Raw genomic sequence first — 16,303 nt, forward strand, 5'->3', positions numbered from 1 at the left:
TCAGAAATACTCCGCCCCCGCCGGGCAGACGGCGTTCAGGCGTCGGGCCGTGATCGTGGCGGGGATATAGGGCGTGCCGCGCGCCAGTTGGGCGCCGCCGTTGAAGCGGAAGTTCTCCTGCTGATAGGTCCCGTTCAGCCGCACATTGACGCGGCGGCCCTTGCGATCCTGGCAGGTCCCTTCAAACCGGGCGTTGCCGCCCCCGACTTCGCGCGTCGGATAGGTGCAGGTCCAGCGGCGCGTCGACAGGCCGCCGAAGAAGCGGTTGATCTCGCTGGGCCGCACGCAGCGTTGTTCGGTGTCGCGATTGCCCAGGACGCTGGTGGTGTATTCCCAGTAGCCGGGCAGGACCGGCTGTGACGCCTGGGGCGGCCGCGCGCCGGCGGGCGCGGCCAGCAGGATAAGGCCGGCGACGGCGGGCAGGGCGGTCAGGGCGATCTTGGCGGTCGGTCTCATCGTTCGGTCTCTCTTCCGGTCTCGCCGGTATGCCTTCACTATATGGCGGGATTTGAACGTGGGCTGAACGCCGGGACGACATGGGCGGATCACGTCGTCCGCGCCGCCGCCGCAGCCTTGACGCCGACGGGGACTCTCCTCTATACGGCCCCCTCTCGCGCGGGATGCCTGTCCCGCGCGTCTCCATTTCATGCGCCGACTGAGCTTCCGGGCTCGAAGGCCGCCAGAGGATTTGTCTCATGTCGCGTCGTTGCGAACTGACCGGTATCGGCCCGATGGTCGGCCACAGCGTCAGCCACTCGAACATCAAGACCAAGCGCCGCTTCCTGCCGTCGCTGAAGAAGGTCAAGATCGCCTCGGAAGCCCTGGGCCAGAGCTTCAGCCTGCGGATTTCGAACGCCGCCCTGCGCACCCTGGACTACAAGGGCGGCCTGGACGCCTTCATCGTCAAGGCGAACGACGACCAACTGTCGCCGCTGGCCCAGAAGATCAAGCGTCAGGTTAAGGCCAAGCTGGCCGAAGCCGCCTGATCCGTCGGGTTCGATCGAATTGAAAAGGCCGGGGGTGACCCCGGCCTTTTTCGTTTGTCTTCCGCTTACCGCCAGGGCGATCCGTCGCCGTGCTTGCCCACGCTCTCCCATTCGGGCGGGGCGGCCTTGTGGACGAACTGTTCGGACACCATCCAACCCTTGAAGGGCCGCAGCACCCCCAAGCAGGCGATGACGATCAGGGGGAAGGTGAAGGCCAGGTGCACCCAGACCGGCGGGTGGACGGTGAACTCGAACGCCATGAAGCCGATCATGCCCAGCACCCCCATGCCCGACATGACGAAAAAGGCCGGGCCGTCCGCCGGCTCGGCGAAGCCGTAGTCCAGACCGCACGCCGGACAGCTGTCACGCAAGGTCAGATAGCCCTTCAGCAGCGGGCCTTCGCCGCAACGCGGGCAGCGGCAACGAATCCCGGTCGAGAGGGTGTTGAGCGGCGGATACACGGGTTCGGTCATGTGGGACTCCTTGAGAGCGGAGTCAGCCTATCCGAAGTCGATGGCAAGTGGACATGTGGTCCAAGGCGCCCGTCGCGACGGGCTCGGTCCTCAGTCCCGGCTTCGTGTCGCCGCCCACACGAAGACGAAGTCGCGATGCTCGGCCCAGGTCTGGCCTTCGACCCGGTCGCCCACAAGACAGCCCGCGCTGTGATACGGGCCCGCGCCGTCGGTGGTCCGAAACGACACGCACAACCGGCCGTTTTGCGCCTTCCATCGCCCGGCGAGAATCTCGCTCTCATAGAAGTCGCCCGTGACCGTCCCGTCGGGCGCCAGGCGCAGGCGCATCGGCTTTTCGTAGGGACTCGCGGGGTCGACGCTCAGGTCCACTGTCCAGGAGCCGGACAGGCGATCGGGCCCTGGCGCGGTTTGCAGAAGCAGGGCGAAGGGAAGGGCGAGCAGGGGCGACATGTCGGCTCCGTCCATTAACGCCGTTGAAACGGCGCAGAGGCCATTCTGGATGGATATGACGCGCGCATCCTCGAGGAAATCGATCGCGAGGACCACCGTGGCGCTGGGCGCCGTGGGGGCGGTCGTGCTCGCGCCCGTGCTGACGGCCGCCGCACCGGCAGTCGCCCAGGAGGCCGCGCGGGCGGCCCTGGACCCCATCACCCTGCGTGTCGGGGCCAATGACGGCTTCACCCGGGTGGAGTTCGCCGGCGTCATCGGCGCGCGGTCTCGGGTGCGGCGCGACGGCGACAAGGTCATCGTCCGCCTGGGCTCCACCGCCGCTCCGGACGTCAGCCGCCTGAAGAATGATCCGCCGCCCGGCGTGGACAAGGTGGAGACGCGCGCCGTGACCGGCGCGACCGAGCTGATCCTGACGCTGAAGTCCGGCGCCGACGCCCGGACCGGCTCGGCCGACGGCGCTGTGTGGCTGAATCTCTACGCCCCCGGCAAGACGCCGGTCGAAGATCCCGGCGCGCGCCCGGTCGTGCCCGCCAACGGCGTGGTGCCTGTCGCCGTCAAGTCCGAGGGCGGCGAGACCGCCCTGACCTTCCAGTGGGCGGCGCCGGTCGGGGCCGCCGTCTTTCACCGCAACGGCGCGGTCTGGATCGTGTTCGACGCCGCCGCCCGCATGTCCCTGCCGCGCACGGGCCGATCGCCGGGTCTGAGCGGAGAGACGCGCTGGGCCGTCGGCGCCGACTATACGGTGGTCAGGATCGCCGCTGCGGAAGGTCAATCCGTGTCCGCGCGGGGCCAGGGCGGAACCTGGACCGTTACCCTCGGGGGCGACGATCTGGCCGAAAGCCAGGTGGACGTGGCCCGCGACGACGCCGCGCAGTCCGGCCTGGTCGCCAATATGGCCGGCGCCCGGCGGGCCGTGTGGCTGACCGATCCGCTGTCCGGCGATCGCTTCGCCGCCGTCACCGCACTGGCGCCCGGCAAGGGCTACGGCGGCGAGCGGCGCACGATCGACGCCGCCCTGATCCCGACCGCCCAGGGTCTGGCGGTGGAGGCCGCCGCCGACGACCTGACGATCCGTGTCGAGGGCGATCGTGTCCTGGTCAGCCGCCCCAACGGCCTGACGCTGTCCGCGCCCTCCGAATCTCTCGAGGTCGCGACGCCCGAGCGCGGGGCGCCGGCCAAGGCGCCGTATCCGGCCCTGATCCTGGCTCAATGGGCCGATCTTCACGGCCAGACCTTCGTCCAGCGGCATTCTGAGCTGCAACAGGCCGCGGCTGCGGAAAGCGTCCGCGCCCTGTCCGACCCCCGCTCGCCGATCGAGGCCCGCATGGCCCTGGCGCGCTTCCTGGCCGGCTCGGGGCTGGAGTTCGAGGCCATCGGCGTCCTCAACGCCCTGGTGCGCGAAACGCCCAGCCTGCAAGGCGAACCGGAGCTGCGCGGCCTGCGCGGCGCCGTGCGCGCAGCTATCGGCCGGGACGAGGAGGCGGCGGCCGACCTGTCGGCGGGCGCCTTGGCCGGCGATCCGTCGATGAACGTGTGGCAGGGCTATCTGGCGGCCCGTCGCGGCGACTGGGAGGCCGCGCGCAAGGGTTTCGGGGCCGGCGCATCGGCCATCGACCAGTTTCCCGAGGTCTGGCGCGCGCGCTTCGGCGCCGCCCATGCCCAAGCCGCCCTGGAGACCGGCGACCTCAAGGCGGCCGAGACCCTGCTGGCCTATGTGTTCAGCCAGGGCGCGCCGGCCGAGGAGCAGTTGGCCGCGCGCCTCGTCCAGGCCGCCCTGTTCGAGAAGCAGGGAAACAGCGATCGGGCCCTGGCCGTCTATACCGCCGTGGGCCGCGCCCCTTTGGACGGCCTGGCGACGCCGGGCAAGCTGGGCGCTGTGCGGTTGAAGTTGTCCAAGGGACAGATCAAGCCCGAAGAGGCCGCAGCCGAACTGGAGGCCCTGAAATGGCGCTGGCGCGGCGACGCCACCGAACTGGCCGTCATCCGCACCCTCGGCGAGGTCTATCTGTCGCAAGGACGATATCGCGAGGCCCTCGACGCCCTGCGCCGCGCCGGCAAGCGGATGACCAACATCAAGGGCGCCGCCGAGCTTCAGGCCGATGCGGCCGAGGCCTTCCGCGCCCTGTTCCTGGACGGGGCGGCGGACGGCCTGCAGCCGGTTCAGGCCCTCGGGCTGTTCTTCGATTTCCGCGACATGACCCCGGTCGGCGCCGACGGCGACGAGATGGTCCGCCGCCTGTCACGGCGGCTGATCGACGTGGATCTGCTGGATCAGGCGGCCGAACTTTTGAAGCACCAGGTCGATACGCGCCTGGACGGCGTCGCCAAGGCCCAGGTCGCCACCGATCTGGCCACCGTCTATCTGATGGATCGTCAGGCCGAGAAGGCGTTGCAGGCGATCTGGAGCTCCCGGACGACCCTGTTGCCGACGGCCATGGCCAGCGAGCGCCGGGCTCTCGAGGCCCGCGCCCTGATGGAGCTGGGCCGTTACGATCACGCCCTGGAGACCCTGGACCGCGACGTCAGCCCCGCTGCGCAGGAGGTGCGCGCCGAGGTGCTGTGGAAGCAGCAGAAATGGGGCGAGGCGGCGAAGCTGTACGATCAGCGACTGGGCGCCCGGTTCCGCGACGTCGCCACGCCCCTCACCGTCGAGGAGGAGGCGCGGGTCATCCGGGCCGGAACCGGCTATTCCCTGGCCGGCGACGCTGCGGCTCTGGCGCGCCTGTCGGCCAACTATCGTCCGTTCATCGAAAAGGCGCGGGCGGCGGCCGCCCTGCGGGTGGCGCTGGATCCGCTCAACGGGGCGGGCGCGTCGGGCGGCGATCTGGCCGGGCTGACCGGCGGCGTGGACACCTTCGCCGGCTGGGTCCAGACCATGAAGGCGGACTTCCGCAAACAGACCGGCGCCAAATCCTGACCCCCGCCTGACCGGTCGCGAGCCGGAACGAAAACGGGCGGAAACGGCCTGACCGTTCCCGCCCGCTCATCCCTCGAAAGAGGGCGTGTCGCTTACTTGTTGACGGCGTCCTTCAGCGGCTTGGACACGCGGAAGCGCACGGCCTTGGAGGCGGCGATCTTGATCGTCGCGCCGGTGGCCGGGTTGCGGCCTTCGCGCTCGGCGCGGGCGGCGGTGTCGAACACGCCCAGGTTCGAGATGCGAACGTCGCCGCCGGCGGTCAGCGACGAGTGGATGTTCTTGACGATGGCTTCCAGCACGCGGCCGGCTTCGGCCTGCGACACGCCCGCGTCCTTGGCGACGGCGGCGATCAGTTCAGCTTGAGTGGTCATAGGGTCGTTTCCAAAAAATCGCCCGATTCCGAGCGAGGACCGGTGGATCAACCAGCTTTTGTGGGGCTTTGGCAAGCGCTGCCTGCCCGCAAACCCAGATGGGCTGGGGATTCAGCCGGTTCCGGACGCGTTCTGGAACCCCTGAACCAGGCTGCCGGCGACCAGTCTCCACCCGTCCACCAGCACGAAGAAGATGAGCTTGAAGGGCAGCGAAACCACCACCGGCGGCAGCATCATCATACCCATGGACATGAGTACGCTGGCCACCACCAGATCGATCACAAGGAACGGAACGAAAAGGAGAAATCCGATCTCGAACGCGGTCTTCAGTTCGCTGATCATGAAGGCCGGCGTGACCACCCGCAGGGGCAGGTCCTGGGCGTTGGCCGGGGGCTCGATTCGCGACAGTCGGGTGAACAGCGCCAGGTCTCCCTGGTCGGCCTGGGTCAGCATGAAGGTTTTCACCGGTTCGGACGCCAGATCGAAGGCCTGGGGCAGCTCCATCTGTTGATCCATCAGCGGACGGATGCCCGAATCATAGGCGTCCTGCCAGGTCGGGGCCATGACGATGGCCGACAGGAACAGGGCCAGGGCGATCAGGACGGCGTTCGGCGGCGACTGCTGCAGGCCGAGGGCGGTGCGCAGCAGGCTCAGCACCACCACGATCCGGACGAAGCTGGTGGTCATGATGACGATCGACGGCGCCAGGGACAGCACCGTCATCAGCCCGACCAGTTGGACCACCCGCTGGGTCAGGCCGGCGCCCGTGCCAAGGTCGACGTTGATGGCGGCGCCCGTCGCCGGCGCGTCCTGCGCCAGGGCGGCCAGCGGCCAGATCAGGCACAGGGCCGCGGTCACCAGGGTGGTCAGCAGCGACAGGATCAGCGCGCGCTTCATCTCGGCGCGCGTCGGCAGGCCGAAGATGGCGCCCTTGGGCAGGCGACGCTCGCGGGTCATTTCGGCGCCTGACGCGGTTCGATCAGCTCGCGTCCCTCGCCCAGCAGGATCAGCCGTTCCTCGTCGTCGACCCGCACCAGCACCAGTCGGCGAGCGGGATCCAGCACCAGGGTCTCGACGACCTGCAGCCGCCGCGCCCCGCGCTCGGCGCCGACGCGGGCCAGCAGCTGCGGCGCATAGCGGCGCGCCGCCCAGGCGATCAGGCCGATCAGCCCCAGCACGAAGGCCAGGCCGAACACGGCGCGGGCGAGATCGAGGAAGTTCATGGAATGGGCGGCCCCGTCAGACGGGCGCAGAGTTAACCGACGTGGTTAACGAGCCGTTGAGATAACCCGTCATTAACCATGAGGGCGGCATTTTTGACCCAGCGGCGTCGTTTTCGGGCGCCGGTGTCGCCGGAGGTGACCATGGGCGCCGCGGACCTGCCGCTTCTGAACCAGATCAAGGGCCGTCTGGCCTGGCTGGACGATCGCCAGCGGGTGATCGCCCAGAACGTCGCCAACGCCGACACTCCAGGCTATGGCGCCCGTGACCTGAAGACGCCGACCGACTTCGCCCAGGCCCTGCGCCAGGGCGGCGGCCTGTCGGTGACGCGCACCAACGCCATGCACATCGCCCCGGCGAACGCGAACGTCTCGCGTTTCCATGTCGGCAAGGCCCCGGACTCCGAGACCACCCTCGACGGCAATTCGGTGGTGGTCGAGGAGCAGATGCTCAAGATGGCCGAGAGCCGGATGGCCTATGACGCCGCCATCGGCTTTTACCAAAAGTCGATGTCGATGATCCGCCTGGCCGCCAAGAAGCCGACCAGCGCGTGAGGAAGGCCTGAGCCATGACCGATCCCGTCGCCCCCCGAAATCCCGCCATGGCCGTGGCCGCCGGCGCCCTGAAGGCGCAGCAGTCGCGCATGCGGGTCATCGCCGAGAACATCGCCAACGCCCAGTCGACCGCGACCGCGCCCGGCGGCGAGCCCTATCGTCGCCAGGTGCCGGTGTTTCAGGCTCGTGACCTGGACGGCGCGACCGGCGTGGTCCTGGCCGAGGTGAGGCCCGACCAGGGCGAGTTCAAGCGCGACTACGACCCCTCGCACCCGGCGGCGGACGCCGAGGGCTATGTCCTGCGGCCAAACGTCGACACCCTGGTCGAGGCGATGGACATGCGCGAGGCGCAACGCGCCTATGAGGCCAATCTGAACGTCATCGAGACGGCGCGCGCCATGGAGACGCGCCTGCTCGACATCCTGAAACGCTGAGGAGCCTTGCCATGAACCCGATGTTGGCGGCCAAGGCCTATGCGGCGGTTCAGGGCGGCGGCGTTCCGTCTGTGGGCGGCGCCTCGCCGATGGGCGCGCCCGGCTTCGGCGAACTGCTGCAGAACGTCATGAGCCAGACCACGGACGCCACAAAGGCGGCCGAAACCCAGATGGCCCAGAACGTGCGCGGCCAGGGCAGCCTGATCAACGTGGTCACCGCCGTCTCCAGCGCCGAGGCTCAGCTGGAAACGGTCATCGCTGTCCGCGACCAGGTGATCGCCGCCTATCAGGAAATCATGCGGATGCCGATCTGACCTGATCCGTCCTAGCCTTCCAGCGAAACCACCGCGCCGCGCTCGACCGGCGCCGAACGACGGCCGCGCGACTTGAGCCAGGCCTTGATGCGGTTCTGCAGCGGTTGGTCGATCAGGGCGTTGAAGGCGAAGGCGAAGACGAAGGCCGCCGTCACGCCCAGGGCCCACAAGCCCCACTGGACCCCGACCGGCAGGGCGAAGCGGGCGATCAGCACATTGACGAAGCCGAACCAGACGATGCGCACCGGCTCGTTGGTGATGAACATGGCGAAGGAGACGACGGCCGCCTTCTCGACCAGCTTGGACGGACGGATGACCGGCACGGCGCCCGCCGCCAGGATGATCAGGCTGATCAGGGTCAGCGACACCAGCGCATGCTTGTCGTGCAGCTGGATCAGGCCCAGCAGGACGGCGGAGGCGATGCCGATCCAGGCCGCCAGGCGCGGGTTGATCCACACCTTCTCGGTGAAGACGGCCAAGCCCATGCCCAGGATGAACAGGGGCAGGGCGCGCCACAGGCCGAACTTCATCGGCATCTGATAGACAGGCAGGTCCAGCAGGGCCCAGGTCAGGGCGTTGGCGAGCAGATACAGGCCGACCACGCCCAGCAGCACCGTCCAGGCGCCGAGGCGGCTCATGCCGCGCAGCAGCCAGGGGAAGGCCAGATAACAGCCGACCAGGGCCGAGATCGACCAGGAAGGAGCGTTCCAGCCGAGGCCGCCGTGCACGCCGAACGATTGCACCAGGGCCAGTTGGGCCGGCAGTTGATCCCAGGCGAACCATTCGGGATTGCGCGGGGCGAAGCCGAAAGCCCCGGCCGCCAGGACGAAAGCCACCAGGCTGAGCCCCATCATCAGATGGGCGGGCAGAACGCGCAGATAGCGTTTGGCGAAGAAGTCGCCGGCGCTCATCCGGCCGTCCCCGACCGAGCGGCCATAGACCCGCATCAGCACATAGCCGCTGTCGATCAGGAAGAAGTTGGTCAGCAGGAAGCCGCCGCGCTCGAACACCGGGTTCAGCAGTTCGGCCAGGGGCACGGGCCCCGCCGCCTGGAAGTGGTGCAGGATGATCAGCGAAGCCACGATGAAACGCAGGGCGTCCAGCCAGCCGCCGCGCGCGATCGGCGGCGTCTCATTTCGGGTCGAAATCGCGGTCCAGGCCATGGGAAAGGCTCCTTCTGCGCTCTGCGCCGCAAGGACCGGGCCGGTTTTCGCCTGTCAGGAGAGCGGACGCCCGCGCGGCGCGAACGGCCGCATCCATTGCGACAGCACCCATTTCTCGCCGGACGTGGGCGGCAGGCCGGCGTGGCGGCTGAGGCGGTCCGGGCGGCCGTCCGGGGTGACGTTGGCCCACAGCACGGCGTCGCCCTTGCGACCCTTCAGCCGCAGGTCCGAGGCGGAGAAGGCGGTTTCTCCGCCCTCGCAGTCATCGCCCAGCCAGACCAGGCAGGTGGCGATCCTCTGGCCCCGCCGGGCGAGGTCGTCCCGGTGTCCCGGCGTCGCCGGGTCGAGATAGTCGACGTGCCAGTCGAACTGCTGGCCGGGCGTGTAGCGCAGGGCCTGGGCCGGCTCGAAGCCCGCCACCGGCAGGCCGGCCAGGCGCGCCAGCCGCTCGCGCAACAGGACCAGCACCATGTCGGTGTCCGCCAGGCTGAAGGCATGGGCGGTGTTCGAGCGGATCGCCTCCAGCCGTCCCTCGCCCGTCTCCAGATCATAGACCTGCGCCGGGGTCAGATACGGCTGGGCGCGGGCGATCAGCCAGTCGCACACGCCGGGCGAGACGAAGCCGTCGCAGACAAGCACGTGGGGCCGCTCGCTGACGATGCGAGGCGCCGGCGGCGCCAGCCAGGCCCCGACGTCGCCGGGCAGGGCCTCGAGCAGCGCGAGGCTGTCGGTCGCCACCGGATGGCCGAGGGCGGCGGCCTGCGCCAGGAACTTCATCGCCGCCGCGAGGTCGTGCGGGCGGCCCAGGCCGATTCCGGCCAGAACGGCGCACCGATGCGCGGCCTCGGCGTCCCCGGCCGTCGCCCGGCGCTCCAGCCCGGTCGGCTCCCAGCCCGGATCCGGCGACAGGGTCACTTCCGCCGTGTCAGGCTGAGGAATTCCTCGCGAGTGCGCGGATCGTTCTTGAACAGACCCAGCAGGGTGGAGGTGGTCAGGGTCGCGCCCGGCGCATTGACCCCGCGCAGGGTCATGCAGGAATGCTCGGCCTCGATCACGACGCCGACGCCGTGGGGGCGCAGGACCTCATGAATGGCGCCGGCGATCTCGGCGGTCATCTTCTCCTGGATCTGCAGCCGCCGGGCGAAGCCGCGCACGACGCGGGCCAGTTTGGAGATGCCCACCACCCGATCGGTCGGCAGATAGGCGACATGGGCCACGCCCACGACCGGCAGCATGTGATGTTCGCAGAAGGAGACGAAGCGGATGTCCTTCAGCACCACCATCTGGTCATAGCCGCCGACCTCCTCGAAGGTCTTCTCCAGATAGGCGCGCGGGTCGGACTCATAGCCGGCGAACAGTTCGCGATAGCTGCGCGTCACGCGCGCCGGCGTCTCCAGCAGCCCCTCGCGATCCGGATCGTCCCCGGCCCACTGGATCAGGGTGCGAACGGCCGCCTCGGCCTCTTCGGGGCTGACCCCGTGGTGCGAATGATCGGTCATCCCCGGCATATAGACGTGCCGGACGACCAGCGGGAGGGGGCGCGTGGGGCCTGTCGCCGCAGGGTCGTCGGCGGTCCGGGCGACGTGCGGCTGCGGGCCATTGGTGCGGCGTCCGGGATGGGCCCTCGGGACAAGCCCGAGGGTGACGGGGTTTTTGGGATTGGGGGGGAATCTGCCCCCTCCACCGCTTCGCGGTCCCCCTCCCCCATGCGGGGGAGGAGAAGGCATGCGTCAGCGGCTTCACGGCGGCGGCCTGAAGGGTGCGGGAGGGGCGGAGCGCCGGGCCTCGCCCGGTCTGTGGATTTGGGTATTACCGCGTTCGACAAGGTCTGGTCGCTCCGCGCGAGGCCTGGACGGGAGGAGCGACGGGGGGCGCTGATTGGCGCCGGCGTCGAATAGCCCCCCGGCGGGCGGGTCGGCCGGCGTGGCCGATCCCCGGAACGGTCGGGATTTCAACCCCGACCCAGCCTCGGCTCCGAAAAGGTTCCCCTCCGCGGTCGAGGCGGCGAGGCCCGTGTGAACAGACCCCGCCCCCGCTGTCTCGCCTCCACCGCCCGCAGGTCGCCGGCCGACGGCCCTCCCGTGCGGCGGAGTGGGGGTATTATGGACGAGGTTCCACCTGCGCCCGGAAGCGGGGCGCATGTTTCGGGGAAAGGTGAGGGATTACAGCGGTCGGGGGTGTTGAAGTGTGACGGATGACCGCCCTCTGCCAGACCTCTCCCTCTCCCGGTTGGGAGAGGGATTGAGCGCACGGCGGCGGAGCCGTCGTCCTGGCGCTCAAGGGTGAGGGGACGGACGGTGGGGTCGGCGTGAGCCGTGTCACGGGCGGTGCGACGGCTGTCGCCGACGTCGGGACCGTCCCCTCATCCACCCCTGCGGGGCACCTTCTCCCAACCGGGAGAAGGAAAAAGAGGGGGCGAACCTCTCCCAACGGGGAAAAGGGCTTTTGCAGTTGCGTTGGGTCGGCCCAGCCTTGCGGCGCCGGCGTCAGGTCAGGAGGAGTTTGAGCACAGAGTCCAGCATGGGGCGGGCGGCTGGGGTGGCGGCGATCCGTCCTTGGGCTCGGTGCAGGAGGCCGTCGGTGATGAGGCTGTCGACGCGCGGCTCCAGGCCCAGGGTCTGGAGATCGGCCGTCGTGACGCCTTCGACGGTGCGCAGGCCCAGGAGGATGCGTTCTTCGGCGGCGGCCGGGGCGTCGAGAGGATCGATGTCGCTCCAGGGGGTTCGGGCCGCCACGCCCTCGACATAGGCGGCGATGGCCCGGTGGGCGACGGTCGCCGTGCGGCGCCCGTCCAGGGTCAGGCGGCCATGGGCGCCGGGGCCGACGCCGACATAGTCGCCGCCGCGCCAGACATGGAGGTTGTGCGCCGATCGGGCCGCCCCCTCCTTACCCGGCGTGGCCCGGGCGTGGTTGGACACCTCATAGGCCTTGAACCCTGCGTCGCCCAGCGTAGCCTGGGTGGCGTCATAGAGGTCGGCGGCAAGGTCCTCGTCGGGCGGGACAAGGGTTCCGCGGCGAAAGGCGCGGCCGAAGGCGGTGTCGGGTTCGATAGTCAGCTGATAGGGCGAGACGTGTTCGAAGCCGAGATCGACGGCGGTCGTCAACTCCGCCTCCCATTCCGCGACGGTCTGGTCCGGCCGAGCGTAGATCAGGTCGATCGACAGGCGAGGGAAGGCGGCGCGGGCCAGGTCGATGGCGCGCCGGGCCTCGGCGGCCGAATGGTCGCGGCCGAGGAACCGCAGGGCGGCGTCGTCCAGGGACTGGACGCCCAGAGAGAGGCGATTGATCCCGGCGGCGGCCAGATCCGCGAACCGGCCGGCCTCGGCGTCGGTGGGGTTGGCCTCCAGGGTGATCTCGATCGGGCCGGTCGCGGAGAACAGGTCGTGGATGCGGCCGAGGATCCGGGCGACGGCGGCGGGCGCCATCAGCGACGCGGTGCCGCCGCCGAAGAAGATCGAGGCGAGGGGACGCCGGCCGTCGGGGTTGAGCCGGTCGGCCTGGGCCTCCAGATCGGCCAGGATCGCCTCGACCAGCCGCGCCTGTTCCTCGGTACGACCGCGATCGCGCACGACGTTGAAGTCGCAGTAGGGGCAGATGCGCGAACAATAGGGCCAGTGGACGTAGACGCCGACCGAACGTCCCGGGTCGAGCGGATCAGTCAATCAGCGCCGCCTTCAGCCGGGCGAAGGCGCGGGTGCGGTGGCTGTCGGCCTCCTTGTCGGCGCGCTCCATCTCGCCATAGGTCAGGTCTCGGCCCCGGGGGATGAAGATCGGATCGTAGCCGAAGCCGCGATCGCCGCGCGGGGGGAAGACCAGATCGCCGTCCACGCGGCCCTCCACCACGACGCAGGGACCCGGCGCGCCGTCGTCGCCGGGCCAGGCCACGGCCAGGGCCGAGGTGAACCAGGCGGAACGGTCTTCGGACCGGCTGTCCTCGAGCCTTTGCTCCACCTTGGCGATGGCGGCCGCGAAATCCTTCTGGGGGCCGGCCCATCGGGCGGAGAATATGCCCGGCGCCCCGTCCAGGGCCGCGACCGACAGGCCCGAGTCGTCGGCCAGGGCGACGAGGCCTGACAGGGCGGCGGCATGGCGGGCCTTGAGCATGGCGTTGCCCGCGAAAGTGCTCTCGGTTTCGGCCGGCTCAGGCAGGTTCAGCTCACCGGCCGTGACGATCTCGTAATTTCCATCGAGCAGGGCGGCGATCTCGGGCGCCTTGCCGGCGTTGTGCGTGGCGAGGACAAGCCGCATCCCCTTGATCAGTTTCACTTTTCCGTCTCCTCACGCGCCGGTTACAATCCATTGCCGAATTTTAATATCGTTAAACGATAAGTAACGTGACGTTTGACCGCGCACGTCCTATCTATGATCTCAAGAACGGGGGGTCGCGCCGTTCCAAGGATGAAGGGAAGCCGGAAATCCTGATCCAGCGATCATCATAAAACGAGGCACAAAACGCCTCACTTCAGGAGAACTACGATGAACACGATGAAAGCCTCGCTCTTCATGGACAAGATCGGCGCCGTTCTGGTCAACGCCGCCCTGCTGGCCGCCCTGCCGACCGCCATGGTCGCCATCCTGGTCCAGGCCTTCTAAGACCTTCCCGAGCGTACGTCAGGCCGCTTCGGCGGTCATCCCCTCGGGAAGGAGCTTTGACGAGCGTCATGAAGACCGCGATTAAGGATGCCGCGGCAGGGTCGGCCGGACCCGCCGCGGCTTTCGCGTCTTTGAACCCGGCCGCTTCGACAGGGGCGTCATCCCGCATGGCCAACCGCCTTTCCAAGCTGATCCCCTCGCGGCTGCGTGCGCCGGCTGTCGGCCTGCCCTTCCGCGCCATGGGTCACGGCTCGGTCGCCAGCCTGCTGAAGATCGCGCTGGACGTCGCCTATGTGCTGCTGGCCCTGCTGACCCTGGTCACCCTAGTGGGCCTGGTCGCCTTTCTCTTCATTCCCGACGACAATCTGAACCTGACCGTGTCCAACACCGACGGCGGGGTGCAGCAGGCGCTGACGCGGCCGCTGATCGTGTTCGGGTTCGGCGTCTTCTCCGCCTGGTTCGGCGGCTTCCTGCTGATCCTGCGGCAGCTGCGCCAGATTTTCCGCACCCTGACCCAGGGCGACCCGTTCCAGCCCGAGAATGTCCGCCGCCTGCGCCTGATCGGCGTGACCCTGGCCGTGGTCACGGCCGGCGTCTGGATCGCCCAAGGCGTGGTCGCCGCCCGCCTGGCGCCCGGCGTGCTGGATCGTCAGGGCGTCGGCGCCCTTCTGACCCCCGTGTTTTCGGTGCTGGTCGTCTTCGTTCTGGCGGAGGTGTTTCGCGAAGGCGCCCGGCTGCGGCGCGAATCCGACCTGACCATCTGATGCCGGGCCCGTTTTCCTGTATTTACTGCGCAATCGCGCTCAAGCAGCGAGACGTAGCCCGTCCTCGGACCGATCGAAGATCGGGCCCGGGGGTGCGTCGAGCGACAGCGTCCTGAGAGACCCGCCATGGCCATCCGCATCCAGCTTGACCGCGTCCTCGTCGAACGCCGCATGTCCCTGACCGAACTGGCGGACCGCGTCGGCGTGACCCTGGCCAATCTGTCGATCCTGAAGACCGGCAAGGCGCGGGCCATCCGCTTCACCACCCTGGACGCCCTGTGCCGCGAGCTGGACTGCCAACCGGGCGACCTGCTGGTGCATGAGCCCGGCCCCCAGGGCGGGGCGGACGACGAGGCCGACGACTGATCGCGGTCGGCGACCGGAGCGCCGCATGAAGACACGCGGCAAGACCGCCGGGGACGGGGAGAATCGGATCCCGCCCGGAGAGATGACGCCCGAGGACCGGCGCATCTGGGGGCGCGTGTCCGGATCCGTGACCCCGCCGCGATCGCGCAAGGCCGAACGCGTCGTCGAGCCGGGCCCTTCGATCGCGGCGAATCTGGACGCCGCAAGCCGTTCGACGCCTCGCAAGGCGACGCCGAGGGCGCCGTCGGCGGGCGAGGGGCGGTCGGATCCGGTCGAGGCGCGTCCCCGCATCGTCGGGCGATCGGCGCCGGAAGAACTGGAGCCCCGACGCCAGCGTCGGCTGTCGCGGGAGCGTGATCCGATCGACGGCCGCATCGACCTGCACGGATTCAGCCGTTTCGAGGCGGAGGATCAGCTGCGCGCCTTCCTGACTGCCGGTCAGGCGCGGGGATGGACGGCGGTGCTGGTCATCACCGGCCAGGGGCGACGCGGCGGAACCGGGGTGATCCGGGGCTCGGTCCATGACTGGCTGGCCGCCCCGGCCCTGAGGTCGGTGGTGTCCGGCTTCGCCCCGGCCGCGCGTCGGCACGGGGGCGACGGCGCCCTGTATGTCACCCTGCGGCGGCGGCCCGGCTGAAGGTCAGACCGACAGGCCGTTCTGCGCCGCGAGGTCGGCCAGTTTGACCATGGGGCGAGGGCCCCAGTGGGCGATGACCTCGCTGGCGGCGAGGGAGCCGAGGCGGCCGGCGGCTTCCAGCGGCAGACCCCTGGCCACGCCCAGCAGGAAGCCGGCGGCGTACTGGTCGCCGGCGCCGGTGGTGTCGACGACCTTGTCCACCGGATAGGCGGGGACGGCGACGCGCTCGTCGCCATTGATGATGACCGAGCCGTGCTCGCCGCGCGTGACGGCGGCCAGTTCGACGACGGCGGCCAGCTGGGCGGCGGCGGCGTCGAAATCTTCGGTCTCGAACAGGGCGGCCAGTTCGCCCTCATTGGCCAGGACGATGTCGGCCGAGGCGGTGATGAAGTCCAGCAGCTCGGCGCGCCAGCGGGCGACGACGAAGGTGTCCGACAGGGTGATGGCGACCTTGCGTCCGGCGGCGTGGGCGGCGGCGGCGGCGGCCTCGAAGGCGGCGCGGGCCGGGGCCGGGTCGAACAGATAGCCCTCCAGATAGACGATCGCGCTGTCGCCGATCAGGGCCGTGTCGATGTCCTCAACCGACAGCTGGTTGGCGGCGCCCAGGAAGGTGCACATGGTGCGCTGACCGTCCGGGGTGACGTTGATCAGGCAGCGGCCCGTGCCGAAGCCGGTCGCGGCGCCGTCGGCCAGAACGGGGGTGTCGAAATGCACGCCCGAGGCGCGGATGTCATGGGTGAAGACCTGGCCCAGCACATCCTCGGCCACCTTGCCGATATAGGCCGCGCGGCCGCCGAAGGAGCCGACGCCGGCGACGGTGTTGCCCGCCGATCCGCCCGAGGCCTCGACCCCCGCCTCCATGGCGTCATAAAGGGCCGCGCTCTGGCCCGCATCGACCAGCTGCATCGAGCCGGGCGTCAGGGACTGGGCCTTCAGGAAGGCGTCGTCGCAGGGGCTGAGCACATCGACGATGGCGTTGCCGACGGCGCAGACGTCGTAACGGGCGGAGGCGGTGATCTGGGTCATGGCCGCCCCATAGCGGACCGGGCCCGGACTGTCG

Annotated in this window: 20 protein-coding genes; 8 read left to right on the top strand and 12 right to left on the bottom strand. The window is 69.5% G+C overall.

All coding sequences use genetic code 11. The annotated features are described in order from the left end of the window. Positions 1–456 carry a DUF3617 domain-containing protein gene (locus ACO2Q1_RS00370; protein ID WP_423327558.1) on the bottom strand — a complete coding sequence of 152 codons (456 nt, stop codon included), beginning with the start codon at positions 454–456 and terminating at the stop codon, positions 1–3. A gap of 239 nt (positions 457–695) precedes the next feature. Between ACO2Q1_RS00370 and rpmB the strand changes: the two genes are divergently transcribed. Beyond that, a complete protein-coding gene (gene rpmB / locus ACO2Q1_RS00375; RefSeq protein ID WP_423327559.1) occupies positions 696–986 on the top strand; it encodes a 50S ribosomal protein L28 in 291 nt (96 codons plus the stop codon). A gap of 65 nt (positions 987–1,051) precedes the next feature. On the opposite strand, the gene ACO2Q1_RS00380 is transcribed toward rpmB, so the two are convergent. Beyond that, a complete protein-coding gene (locus ACO2Q1_RS00380) occupies positions 1,052–1,459 on the bottom strand; it encodes a DUF983 domain-containing protein (RefSeq protein ID WP_423327560.1) in 408 nt (135 codons plus the stop codon). Positions 1,460–1,549: 90 nt separating this feature from the next. Next, positions 1,550–1,909 carry a hypothetical protein gene (locus tag ACO2Q1_RS00385; RefSeq protein WP_423327561.1) on the bottom strand — a complete coding sequence of 120 codons (360 nt, stop codon included), beginning with the start codon at positions 1,907–1,909 and terminating at the stop codon, positions 1,550–1,552. 97 nt (positions 1,910–2,006) lie between these two features. Here ACO2Q1_RS00385 and ACO2Q1_RS00390 point away from each other — a divergent pair, with 97 nt between their 5' ends. After that, complete coding sequence (locus tag ACO2Q1_RS00390; protein ID WP_423327562.1) at positions 2,007–4,826, top strand: tetratricopeptide repeat protein; 2,820 nt, start codon at positions 2,007–2,009, stop codon at positions 4,824–4,826. 92 nt (positions 4,827–4,918) lie between these two features. Here ACO2Q1_RS00390 and ACO2Q1_RS00395 read toward each other — a convergent pair whose 3' ends face one another. The 3 genes from ACO2Q1_RS00395 to ACO2Q1_RS00405 form a co-directional block, all read right to left on the bottom strand. Beyond that, a complete protein-coding gene (locus ACO2Q1_RS00395; RefSeq protein WP_423327563.1) occupies positions 4,919–5,197 on the bottom strand; it encodes an HU family DNA-binding protein in 279 nt (92 codons plus the stop codon). Between the two features lie 111 nt (positions 5,198–5,308). Further along, on the bottom strand, positions 5,309–6,154 hold the full coding sequence (fliP, locus tag ACO2Q1_RS00400) for a flagellar type III secretion system pore protein FliP (RefSeq protein WP_423327564.1): 846 nt from the start codon (positions 6,152–6,154) through the stop codon (positions 5,309–5,311). Then, positions 6,151–6,420 carry a FliO/MopB family protein gene (locus tag ACO2Q1_RS00405; protein ID WP_423327565.1) on the bottom strand — a complete coding sequence of 90 codons (270 nt, stop codon included), beginning with the start codon at positions 6,418–6,420 and terminating at the stop codon, positions 6,151–6,153. The genes fliP and ACO2Q1_RS00405 overlap by 4 nt, the downstream gene beginning before the upstream one ends. A 141-nt stretch (positions 6,421–6,561) precedes the next feature. Here ACO2Q1_RS00405 and flgB point away from each other — a divergent pair, with 141 nt between their 5' ends. The 3 genes from flgB to ACO2Q1_RS00420 are packed head-to-tail and all read left to right on the top strand — an operon-like array spanning position 6,562 to position 7,720. After that, positions 6,562–6,972, top strand: coding sequence for a flagellar basal body rod protein FlgB (flgB, locus tag ACO2Q1_RS00410; protein ID WP_423327566.1), 411 nt, complete (start codon positions 6,562–6,564; stop codon positions 6,970–6,972). Positions 6,973–7,019: 47 nt separating this feature from the next. After that, entirely contained in the window at positions 7,020–7,406 is a 387-nt protein-coding gene (gene flgC, locus ACO2Q1_RS00415; protein WP_423328228.1) for a flagellar basal body rod protein FlgC, read from the top strand. Positions 7,407–7,417: 11 nt separating this feature from the next. After that, a complete protein-coding gene (locus ACO2Q1_RS00420; RefSeq protein ID WP_423327567.1) occupies positions 7,418–7,720 on the top strand; it encodes a flagellar hook-basal body complex protein FliE in 303 nt (100 codons plus the stop codon). 11 nt (positions 7,721–7,731) lie between these two features. On the opposite strand, the gene ACO2Q1_RS00425 is transcribed toward ACO2Q1_RS00420, so the two are convergent. The 5 genes from ACO2Q1_RS00425 to rdgB all read right to left on the bottom strand — a co-directional run bounded on the left by ACO2Q1_RS00425 (position 7,732) and on the right by rdgB (position 13,131). Continuing rightward, positions 7,732–8,883: an acyltransferase family protein gene (locus tag ACO2Q1_RS00425; protein WP_423327568.1), complete on the bottom strand. Its 1,152-nt coding sequence runs from the start codon at positions 8,881–8,883 to the stop codon at positions 7,732–7,734. 54 nt (positions 8,884–8,937) lie between these two features. Beyond that, positions 8,938–9,798: a 2OG-Fe(II) oxygenase gene (locus ACO2Q1_RS00430; protein WP_423327569.1), complete on the bottom strand. Its 861-nt coding sequence runs from the start codon at positions 9,796–9,798 to the stop codon at positions 8,938–8,940. Further along, entirely contained in the window at positions 9,795–10,382 is a 588-nt protein-coding gene (gene folE, locus ACO2Q1_RS00435; protein WP_423327570.1) for a GTP cyclohydrolase I FolE, read from the bottom strand. The genes ACO2Q1_RS00430 and folE overlap by 4 nt, the downstream gene beginning before the upstream one ends. A gap of 987 nt (positions 10,383–11,369) precedes the next feature. Next, the gene (gene hemW / locus ACO2Q1_RS00440; RefSeq protein WP_423327571.1) at positions 11,370–12,545 is read right to left on the bottom strand and encodes a radical SAM family heme chaperone HemW; all 1,176 of its coding nucleotides are present in this window, start codon (positions 12,543–12,545) and stop codon (positions 11,370–11,372) included. After that, positions 12,538–13,131, bottom strand: coding sequence for an RdgB/HAM1 family non-canonical purine NTP pyrophosphatase (gene rdgB, locus ACO2Q1_RS00445; RefSeq protein WP_423328229.1), 594 nt, complete (start codon positions 13,129–13,131; stop codon positions 12,538–12,540). The genes hemW and rdgB overlap by 8 nt, the downstream gene beginning before the upstream one ends. A gap of 512 nt (positions 13,132–13,643) precedes the next feature. Here rdgB and ACO2Q1_RS00450 point away from each other — a divergent pair. The 3 genes from ACO2Q1_RS00450 to ACO2Q1_RS00460 all read left to right on the top strand — a co-directional run bounded on the left by ACO2Q1_RS00450 (position 13,644) and on the right by ACO2Q1_RS00460 (position 15,243). After that, complete coding sequence (locus ACO2Q1_RS00450) at positions 13,644–14,240, top strand: DUF2975 domain-containing protein (RefSeq protein WP_423327572.1); 597 nt, start codon at positions 13,644–13,646, stop codon at positions 14,238–14,240. A gap of 126 nt (positions 14,241–14,366) precedes the next feature. After that, positions 14,367–14,606 (top strand): helix-turn-helix domain-containing protein, encoded by a 240-nt coding sequence (locus ACO2Q1_RS00455; RefSeq protein ID WP_423327573.1) that lies wholly within the window; start codon positions 14,367–14,369, stop codon positions 14,604–14,606. A gap of 25 nt (positions 14,607–14,631) precedes the next feature. Continuing rightward, entirely contained in the window at positions 14,632–15,243 is a 612-nt protein-coding gene (locus tag ACO2Q1_RS00460; RefSeq protein WP_423327574.1) for a Smr/MutS family protein, read from the top strand. A gap of 3 nt (positions 15,244–15,246) precedes the next feature. Here the strand turns inward: ACO2Q1_RS00460 and ACO2Q1_RS00465 are convergent, their stop codons facing one another. Then, entirely contained in the window at positions 15,247–16,269 is a 1,023-nt protein-coding gene (locus tag ACO2Q1_RS00465) for an adenosine kinase (protein ID WP_423327575.1), read from the bottom strand. Positions 16,270–16,303 lie beyond the last annotated feature (34 nt).

This window comes from Brevundimonas sp. VNH65, assembly GCF_049445955.1.
In the GTDB taxonomy this organism is placed as follows: domain Bacteria; phylum Pseudomonadota; class Alphaproteobacteria; order Caulobacterales; family Caulobacteraceae; genus Brevundimonas.

Coding starts and splice junctions, on each gene's coding strand:
- ACO2Q1_RS00385 (WP_423327561.1), bottom strand. CDS start 1,909: ATGTCGCCCCTGCTCGCCCTTCCCTTCGCCCTGCTTCTGCAAACCGCG.
- ACO2Q1_RS00405 (WP_423327565.1), bottom strand. CDS start 6,420: ATGAACTTCCTCGATCTCGCCCGCGCCGTGTTCGGCCTGGCCTTCGTG.
- ACO2Q1_RS00450 (WP_423327572.1), top strand. CDS start 13,644: ATGGCCAACCGCCTTTCCAAGCTGATCCCCTCGCGGCTGCGTGCGCCG.
- flgB (WP_423327566.1), top strand. CDS start 6,562: ATGGGCGCCGCGGACCTGCCGCTTCTGAACCAGATCAAGGGCCGTCTG.
- ACO2Q1_RS00370 (WP_423327558.1), bottom strand. CDS start 456: ATGAGACCGACCGCCAAGATCGCCCTGACCGCCCTGCCCGCCGTCGCC.
- ACO2Q1_RS00465 (WP_423327575.1), bottom strand. CDS start 16,269: ATGACCCAGATCACCGCCTCCGCCCGTTACGACGTCTGCGCCGTCGGC.
- rpmB (WP_423327559.1), top strand. CDS start 696: ATGTCGCGTCGTTGCGAACTGACCGGTATCGGCCCGATGGTCGGCCAC.
- ACO2Q1_RS00380 (WP_423327560.1), bottom strand. CDS start 1,459: ATGACCGAACCCGTGTATCCGCCGCTCAACACCCTCTCGACCGGGATT.
- ACO2Q1_RS00395 (WP_423327563.1), bottom strand. CDS start 5,197: ATGACCACTCAAGCTGAACTGATCGCCGCCGTCGCCAAGGACGCGGGC.
- ACO2Q1_RS00425 (WP_423327568.1), bottom strand. CDS start 8,883: ATGGCCTGGACCGCGATTTCGACCCGAAATGAGACGCCGCCGATCGCG.
- folE (WP_423327570.1), bottom strand. CDS start 10,382: ATGACCGATCATTCGCACCACGGGGTCAGCCCCGAAGAGGCCGAGGCG.
- ACO2Q1_RS00455 (WP_423327573.1), top strand. CDS start 14,367: ATGGCCATCCGCATCCAGCTTGACCGCGTCCTCGTCGAACGCCGCATG.
- rdgB (WP_423328229.1), bottom strand. CDS start 13,131: ATGCGGCTTGTCCTCGCCACGCACAACGCCGGCAAGGCGCCCGAGATC.
- ACO2Q1_RS00420 (WP_423327567.1), top strand. CDS start 7,418: ATGAACCCGATGTTGGCGGCCAAGGCCTATGCGGCGGTTCAGGGCGGC.
- ACO2Q1_RS00460 (WP_423327574.1), top strand. CDS start 14,632: ATGAAGACACGCGGCAAGACCGCCGGGGACGGGGAGAATCGGATCCCG.
- fliP (WP_423327564.1), bottom strand. CDS start 6,154: ATGACCCGCGAGCGTCGCCTGCCCAAGGGCGCCATCTTCGGCCTGCCG.
- flgC (WP_423328228.1), top strand. CDS start 7,020: ATGGCCGTGGCCGCCGGCGCCCTGAAGGCGCAGCAGTCGCGCATGCGG.